7 protein-coding genes are annotated in these 8,217 nt (G+C 59.3%); 5 read left to right on the top strand and 2 right to left on the bottom strand.

What is annotated here, in order from left to right; all coding sequences use genetic code 11:
* Nucleotides 1–192, top strand: a 192-nt coding sequence (locus tag ABJF10_RS26655) for an FAD-dependent oxidoreductase (protein ID WP_348547666.1), incomplete at its 5' end; no start/stop codon positions are given.
* 108 nt (nucleotides 193–300) lie between these two features.
* Here the strand turns inward: ABJF10_RS26655 and ABJF10_RS26660 are convergent.
* A complete protein-coding gene (locus ABJF10_RS26660) occupies nucleotides 301–1,224 on the bottom strand; it encodes a NaeI family type II restriction endonuclease (protein WP_348547667.1) in 924 nt (307 codons plus the stop codon).
* A 1,583-nt stretch (nucleotides 1,225–2,807) separates the two neighbouring features.
* Between ABJF10_RS26660 and ABJF10_RS26665 the strand changes: the two genes are divergently transcribed.
* On the top strand, nucleotides 2,808–3,839 hold the full coding sequence (locus ABJF10_RS26665; RefSeq protein ID WP_348547668.1) for a Fic family protein: 1,032 nt from the start codon (nucleotides 2,808–2,810) through the stop codon (nucleotides 3,837–3,839).
* An 18-nt stretch (nucleotides 3,840–3,857) separates the two neighbouring features.
* On the opposite strand, the gene ABJF10_RS26670 is transcribed toward ABJF10_RS26665, so the two are convergent.
* The gene (locus ABJF10_RS26670) at nucleotides 3,858–4,943 is read right to left on the bottom strand and encodes a Fic/DOC family N-terminal domain-containing protein (RefSeq protein ID WP_348547669.1); all 1,086 of its coding nucleotides are present in this window, start codon (nucleotides 4,941–4,943) and stop codon (nucleotides 3,858–3,860) included.
* Between the two features lie 326 nt (nucleotides 4,944–5,269).
* Between ABJF10_RS26670 and ABJF10_RS26675 the strand changes: the two genes are divergently transcribed.
* The 3 genes from ABJF10_RS26675 to ABJF10_RS26685 all read left to right on the top strand — a co-directional run bounded on the left by ABJF10_RS26675 (nucleotide 5,270) and on the right by ABJF10_RS26685 (nucleotide 7,559).
* The gene (locus ABJF10_RS26675) at nucleotides 5,270–5,632 is read left to right on the top strand and encodes a helix-turn-helix transcriptional regulator (RefSeq protein WP_348547670.1); all 363 of its coding nucleotides are present in this window, start codon (nucleotides 5,270–5,272) and stop codon (nucleotides 5,630–5,632) included.
* Between the two features lie 43 nt (nucleotides 5,633–5,675).
* A complete protein-coding gene (locus ABJF10_RS26680) occupies nucleotides 5,676–6,962 on the top strand; it encodes a hypothetical protein (RefSeq protein WP_348547671.1) in 1,287 nt (428 codons plus the stop codon).
* Nucleotides 6,963–7,064: 102 nt separating this feature from the next.
* Complete coding sequence (locus ABJF10_RS26685; RefSeq protein ID WP_348547672.1) at nucleotides 7,065–7,559, top strand: hypothetical protein; 495 nt, start codon at nucleotides 7,065–7,067, stop codon at nucleotides 7,557–7,559.
* Nucleotides 7,560–8,217 lie beyond the last annotated feature (658 nt).

Consider the following 8,217-nt stretch of genomic DNA (forward strand, 5'->3'; position numbering starts at 1 on the left):
CTGATGGCCGGCCGCTGCATCAGCGGCGATTTCATCGCCCACGCCAGCTATCGCGTGACCGGCAACGCCACCTCCATGGGCGAAGCCGCCGGCGCCGTCGCCGCCCTCGCAGCAAAGAGCCAGCGCCTCCCGCATCAAGTCGAGTGGAGCGAAGCCGTCGCCCTGCTGACGCAGATGGGGCAGCGGGGATGATTCTGCCGGTCGAGATGATCCGACGTTAGCGGCGCTCCGCTCAAGCTTGAAGTCTTTAAGCCGATCGTCAAATCGTTGTAGACCATGATCGCTAACTAAGAAGGCTCTTCAAGATACAGTTGATACATTTGGAAGAGATGGAGCACTGACGACGGCGGCTGTCCTTTTTGCAATCCTCCACAATCGACCGGCGATCTCAGCGGTGTGTGGATCCCGGCGCTTGGCGGGTACAATTCGGAGGGGCACTAACTCCCCGTGGCCGGGCTCAACAGCACCAAGCGCTCGAGCGATTGCACGATGAGAATCATACTGTTCGAGAATCACGATGCCTTCGGGTTGGAGAGCGGTGCGAGCTCCTGTGTTCCCGCGAACTCGTTTCATATAGTCCTCCTCTTGAGCTACCGTGGAAATAACACCTCTTCCGAGCCTCATCCCAAGCGTGTGGCGGAAGAGTTCATTCACGCGCAATTGGTTGGATTTAAGGCGCATGATCTCGCTCGTTATTTTCCCGTCGATCTGCAGAAGGGCATTCGGGGGTAACGGTTCATCTTTGAAGATCCAAGCTATCTCAAAGCGGCCAGCTTCGTTCAGTGTCGCGTTTCTGTCGCAGCTACATCTTATGTTCAAACGGTCAACGTCTGCGCGGCATACACCCATTCTCCATGCCGAAAGTTTATCGTCAGCCCAGATCAAGAGGCACAATTGGCCATCAAACTCAGGGGTGATTATCCAAGTGCCCCGGGAATGCGAAAATTGGCAGCCCACATCAGATTGGGCGATGAAGTAATCGAGTTCAAAACCGTCTCTAAATTTAAATTCGCGATGGAGATTGATTTTGACCAGCATCCCGATGCCGGCCTTTTCTGTGTTGTAAAGTTGGCTCCAACGATAACGACCAGTGAGCTGGCCATTGTAGACCTGATCAAGTGTATCGCGAAGGACCCTCGCCGTACGGAAGCCCTGCGGGTCGAGATTACGAATTACCGCACAAACAGCCTCCAACTCGTCGTCTACGAAAACTGGCTCGCTCATATGGCGCTCCGCTTTGCTCTCCGATCGCGATAAAGAATGGAAGGGGTAGCTGGTCCGAAAACTTTCGCGGCGTCTGTTACAGTCATACAAGCTACCTTTTCCCAGTCATTTTGAAAGGTGTCCATAGACTATGGTGTGTCTTGTGCCGTCCTTCACCGTGGAGAATGGCGCAGCGGAGTAGTTTGGGTTGCCCCGCAAGGAATAAGGAAATTTAGCCGCCGGTTCAGCATCTCAAGACTGCGCACCAAGAAATCACGCCGCGGGCGTCGATGTTCGTTAAACGAACACTGGCCGGCGCTGCGCCTGCTACGAAATCGCGGATGCCATCGACCCCAAAGAGGCGCACGCCAAGCCGAAATATCATCGGGGAACCGACTCCGGGAAGCTCGTCGGGATTTCAAGCCCCCGTTGACGCAAGATCAGCTTTCGGGGCGACTTGCGGCTGAAGGAATTGAACTAGATCGGGTAGCAATTACCAAGATCGAGAGTGGGCTGAGGTCTGCGTTCGATTTCGAGGTACGCGCGCTCGCACTCGTTTTGAAAGTGGACGTGCGGTGGTTACTGGCAATGGACGCAACGACTAAAACCTCCACGAAAAAATCTCATGCAGTTTGACACTGCCGCTTACTTGCGGCGCGCGACATCGCGTGCAAAGTCCGATGTAGCGAACAAACTCATTAGCATGCTATTGCACGAGATCAGTCGACGTGTGGTTGCTGTAGTAGGCCAAGGGGTGACAGACGCCGACTATGCGCGGGCCGTCGTGACTACATTCGAAGACCGTTGCGGCTATTGTCAGCGTATCCTCGAAGCTGATAGAGCATCGGTGGAACATCTCGATGGGATGAACCGATTTCGTCTCGGATTACATGTCCAAGGAAACGTCATCGTCGCTTGCAAGCGATGCAACAGTTCGAAGCGACAAGATGATCAGCTAGAAATCCTGAAGTTGGCCGAAAGTGGCTGGGAATCTTTTCTCTCGCATGATGGTAGCAGGTGCCCCGCTACATGCAAAACATGTGCATATTGGAAAACGGTGTGGCCCGACTCTGATCAGAGGACTGAAGGCCTTCGCGCTGCACTGCTAAGAATCAGGAAATTTCGCGAAGCGTATGTGACTTCGGGGGCGTGGAGCGCGCGAATTCGCGAGGTCATCAAGGACAAGATTAATACGCTTTATCGTGCATGCCAGGCGTCGGCAAATCTGCAGATTCAAACCCTCGCGGACGAGCTGTTCGGGGAACTCGACAAGACCTCGAAACAATAGGCGTCGAAAGGCAACTGGCCGGTGAGGTGGGCTTTCAGCCTGAGAGACGCGGATCACATGTCGAAAAACGCGAACCACGTCGACGGATCCTCGTGATGCGTCGGTGATTTCGACATATCCGCAGGACGTGTCGAAATAGTATTCCTATTTCGACATGTATCAGGGGTGTGCTGCGACGTGTCGGAGAAATCGACATGTCGGTTTCTATGTGTAAAGAATTCGCGATTTTATTTACATGTCGAGGAAATCGTGATAAGTAAAATGCGATTTTCTATATATGTCGTTGTTGCCGCTACCATTAAAGGATCCAGCCTCGTTGGAGACCCGTGAACTATGGGCGACGCTGGCCGAAGCCCACCGGTTTTTGGCCGAACTCAAGGGGCTCTGTGAATCACTGCCGAACCAAGGCATCCTGCTCGATACGCTGGCGATTCAGGAGGCCAAAGACAGCTCGGAGATCGAGAACATCATCACCACGCACGACGAACTGTACGCGCGCGATGCGGCGGCGGAATCGCCGGCGGCGAAAGAAGTCCGCCGCTACGTGGCGGCGTTGCGGGTGGGCTCGGAGGCGGTGCGTGCCTCGGGACTGATCCGGCTGGAAACGGTGCTGGCGGTGCAGGCGGAACTGGAACAAAACCGCGCGGGCTTGCGCCAGCTGCCTGGGACGGTCTTGAAAAACGAGGCCACGGGGCAGGTGATCTATGAGCCGCCGCAGGACGGGACGGTGGTGGAGTCGCTGATGGGGAATCTCGTCGACTTTCTCCACGCGCAAGACGGTTTGGATCCGCTGTTGCGAATGGCGATCGCGCATCATCAGTTTGAGAGCATTCACCCATTTTACGATGGCAATGGGCGGACGGGTCGGATCCTGAATCTACTGGTGCTACAACGCGAGGGCCTGCTGGATCTGCCGGTGCTGTACCTGAGCCGTTATATCACCACGACGAAGCGGGACTACTACCGCCTGCTCCAAGGGGTGCGGGACGAAGGGCGCTGGGCCGAGTGGTGTCTGTACCTGCTGCGCGGCGTGGCCGTGACATCGCGCAGCGCCATTGCACTGGTCAAGTCCTTCCGCGAGCTGATGGTGGGCACGAAGCACCGCCTGCGCGAGCAATTGCCCAAGCTCTACAGCCAGGAACTGCTGAACAATCTCTTCCGCTATCCTTACACGAAGATCGAGTTTGTGGAGCGGGAGCTGGCGGTGTCGCGAGTCACGGCGGCCAAGTATCTTGATCAACTGACCAAGGCCGGATTTGTGCGCAAGCAGAAGACGGGGAGGACGAATTTTTACATCAACGAACCGCTGTTCGCCCTGCTCAGTGGGGTGACTCTGGAAGGGCGGTGAACGAGGAGGAAATCGCGGCTAGGCGGTGAGGACTTTGACCAGGGCAGGATGCCGGTAGTGGACTTCGCGGCCGCGTTTTTCGCCTTGGAGGATGCCGAGGTGCTCGAGGGCTTGCAGGTACTCGGAGGCGGTCTGGCGCTGGGCGATGCCGGCGTCGACGAGGAAGCCGATCTTGCTGTAGGGCTGGGCGAAGATGAGTTCGATGAGTTCCTTGGAGTAGACTTTGGCCGGGAGTTTGGCCCGGCAGAGGGCGACGGTTTCGTCGAAGAGGTCGCGGATGGCGAGGATGCGGCCGGTGGTCCAGGTGGCGGTCTCCTCGACGCCGGTGAGGAGGAAGAGGAGCCAGGCTTCCCAATCGCCACGCTCGGTGACGCCGCGCAGGAGGCGGTAGTACTCGACCTTGTGCTGGATGAGGTGCCGGCTGAGGTAGAGGACGGGGATGCGCAGGAGCCCGGCGTGGATGAGGAAGAGGATATTGAGGATGCGGCCGGTGCGGCCATTGCCATCGGTGAAGGGGTGGATGGCTTCGAACTGGTAATGGGCGACGGCCATGCGCACGAGGGGGTCGAGGTCGCCTTCGTGGCTGAGGAGGAATTCCTCGAGGTTGGCCAGTTTCTTCCGCATGACGGCGGCGCCGGTGGGCGGGGTGTAGGTGATGGCCTTGGTGACGGGGTTGCCGATCATGACGCCTTCGTGGGCGCGGAATTTTACCTTTTCGTGGCGGAGGACGCCGCAGAGTTCTTCCATGAGGCTGAGGCGGAAGGGGCGCGCCTGGATGGATTCGAAGCCGCGGCGCAGGGCGGTGCGGTAGCGGAGGACTTCCTTGGTGGCGTGGTCGGTGGCGCGGGTTTCATCGAGCGCGGCCTGGAAGAGGGCGTCCTGGGTGGTGACGATGTTCTCGATCTCGGAGCTGAGCTTGGCTTCCTGGAGGGGGATGGCGTTGATGAGGACGCTCTGGTTGGGAATGAGGTCGCCGGTGCCCTTGAGTTCGGCGAGGGCTTTGTTGGCGGCGACGCAGCGCTTGAGGACGGCCTTGGTCTCCAGCTCGCCGCGCGGCGGGAGGAGGGGGAGGTCGTTGTAGGGTTCTTCGGGGTCGAAGGGCATGCGGGGGATATTGAAGGGCGAAAGGGCGAAGGGCGAAAGGCGAAAGGGCGTAAGCGCGCGGGGTCGGGCGAAGCGGTGGGATTTCACCACGAAGGCGCGAAGACACGAAGAGGGGCGGGGTGGGGAATTTCGGACGGGGGAGAAGGACGACTGGGTGGCACGGTCATGGACCATGGGGACGGGGGGGCGAGGACGCCTTTTTCGGACGAGTTTCGCCGGGGCCGCGAACGCAAACGCGCCCTCCAAAATCCATCACTCCAAAAAACACCCCCTACAAAAAACTCTTGCCGTTCTCCTTCGCGTGTGTAGTATTTACTACACACTCTATGCCGCACGTTTCCTCTTTCGGTGAATTTCTTCGCGATCGGCGGCTGACCAGGGCTCGCTCAGATCGGAGGTTTTCCCTCCGCCAGGTCGCTACGCGCATCGGGATCGAACCTTCCTACCTGAGCAAGATCGAGCGGGGCGAACAGCCGCCTCCTGGGGAGGAGACGATTTGCCGCCTCGCCGATGAACTGGAGGCGGACCGCGATGCGCTGCTGGCCCTGGCGGGCAAGGTGTCGGGCGATCTGCTGGAGATCATCCGGCATCGGCCGGCGCTGGTGGCCGAACTGCTGCGCGCGATCCGCCGCGCCCCGGCCCGGCAGGTGGCGGAGATGGCGCGCCAGGTGCGCGACGGCGAATGGTGAGGTCCCTTTCCGACAAAACCGAATCAACAACCCAAACCTGACTATGATCACGCTCCAATCAGACCAGTTGCTTTTCCGCTTTCCCGAGGTGGAGGAAGCATTGCGGCGCTTCATAGAGGAACATATCCAGAGGACGGTGCCGCAGATGCTGGCGGAAGATCGCGAGAAGGTCATCACGAAGCTGGAGACGCAGTCGCCGCTTCGCTACGTCGCGGACAGCACCCGCCAACAGGCGTCGGACACGATCCGCAAAGCGACTGCCGAAACAATCGCCACGGCGCTCCGCTTCAAATGCCGCGGTTACCCCGGCATGGAGCCGAAGCCCGGGCGCTCCACGTTGAAAGTCGAATTTCAGCGCACGCTGCGCATCCCGGATGACGGCAGGGACTATCCGCTGCCCGCGGGTTTGGGACGATTTCCACTGCAGCACGTGGACGATTTTCCGAACAAGGTTCCGGAGGCGTGGCTGAAGCACGGCGGCGTGATGATGCCGATGCACCAGAGCGAGGCGCTGTGGCTGCGGTTCGACGGGCAGTACCCCTGTGCGGTGAAGGTGGCGGCAGGGAAGATCAATGCGGTGACGGGCGAAGGGTGGACGGCGGAGTTGCGTCGCGAGCCGCAGAACTATTTGGTCATGCCCTTGCAACGGTGGCTCGACGGATTTGCGGTGAGCAAGGGGATCATCCGCCAATTCGTCGCCATGCCGCTGGGCGGTGGTTACTCGGTGGAGGAACAACTGACGGGCCAAGCCGACGTGGGAGGCATTCAAATCCAAGTTTTCCCGCTAAAGAGCGAGGTGTACTTTCACCAACACATGGCGGGAAAATTGCCCACCAAGCTGGAGGATCTTCTGGAGGAACTGGTCGGACCAATGCCCCAGATGGCCACGCGATTTTGCGCGGAACCCCGGCTACCAATGACTGAGATCTATAGTGATATGGGGCTCGGGGCGGGTGGAATGATGCGCCAGGAGGTTTTCAAGGATCGGCGTGACTTCGCGGACTGGGATACGTCGCTCCCGAGCCGGTGTTTCGTGCACTTGTGCAACTCGCAAGTCTGGCGGCAGATCACGGGCAGCAATCCTCCCCATCCACCGCTGACCGCCAGGGAGTACAGCCGGCAGGGAATTCCGTGGTTCGACTATTACCGCGACGATCTCGGGGCGGTGAGTGGCTCGGAAGTCCTGGCCGGGGTGAAGAGTGTGCTGGAGATGGGCAAGGCGAAGCAAACGGCGCCGCTGCCGGATAACGCGTCGGTCACTCCCGAGGTCATCGTACAATATGGCAATGCGCGCCGCCCCGATGAAGTGCGGGAGTGGCAGGGTTCCTGAGGACCGCCCTGCGAAAGCTCTGGAGAAAACCATTTTGGAAAAAAGCGCGCCTCATTTTCGTCCTTGGACGGGCCGGGGAATTGGCGATACCCATAGGGCACTATGAAATTGCTGGCCCCCCTGCTCGCGCTCGCTGTCTTCGCCTCGTCCGCCTGGGGGTGTCTCGGCGATACGGAGGCGGAGCTCGTGCAGCGCTATGGCAAGCAGACGAAGACGGGGACTTCGCATCTCCCGGGGGTGTCAATCCGGGGTTATATGTACAAGGGATTCCTGATCGTGGTGGGGGTGCTGAACGGGAAGTCTTCCTTTGAAATGTATACCAAGAAGGACGGCACGAAAATGAACGGCGCCGAGGTGGGGGCGCTGATGACGGCGAACAGCAAAGGCCAGACATGGGGCGAGGACAAGGGCACGACTCCCGACGATGCCAAATGGGTGCTGGCCGACGGCACGGTGTTCGCCGAGTGGGCGAAGGTGCAGGGTTCGCGGCTCACGGTGATGACGAGCGAGGCGCAGGATCTGGAGAATCGGACGCCTGCGGCCACGCCCACGCCGCCGCCGGCGAAGAAGGCACCCGAGACGCCGAAGAAGCCGTAACGGCGGAGCGTCCGCCGAGCTGGCACCGTAGCGGCGGCTGCATTGGCTGCATTGGCCCGGTTGGCCCAGTTGGCTCCATGGGCTCAGTTGGCTCCATTGCGGAAAACAGCGCTTTTGGTGGCCTTTTTCTGCAATTTAATTTCCGACACACCTCATGCAATCCCATCCCCGAAAAATAGTAGGACTGCGGGTTTGCGGGGGACGGGATTGGCCCCGTGTTGCCGTAGGCCCCGCATTTTGCGCCTCCGGCGGTGTGGGGTGACGCTGACGCGTTGCGCAGTCGAACCGAGGTTCGAATTCGCTGCGCGATCACCATCTTTGAAAGATGGTGACCCTAACGGGATTCGAATCCGTTGAGCTTCCTGTTTCCGTGACCGATAGACAAGGATCTATAGTGCTTATTTACAGATACTTACGATATTCGTGCATTGCTTGAGACAAAGCTGAGATGGTCACTAAAGGGCACGGAAAAGCTGTTCATTTGTCACGTTTTGTCACGGAGAGTTTTCGTGAGCGATGGAACCCGATCACGCTCGCTTCGCGCGCGGCGGCGGCGACTTGGCGGCAATGTCCGTTGCGCTCATGCCCATCTTCCGCCTCACGCTCGCTTCGCGCGCGGCGGCGGCGACCCCGGCAACGTGGCCGCGAACGGTTCCGG

The organism is Chthoniobacter sp., assembly GCF_040003245.1.
GTDB lineage: Bacteria > Verrucomicrobiota > Verrucomicrobiia > Chthoniobacterales > Chthoniobacteraceae > Chthoniobacter.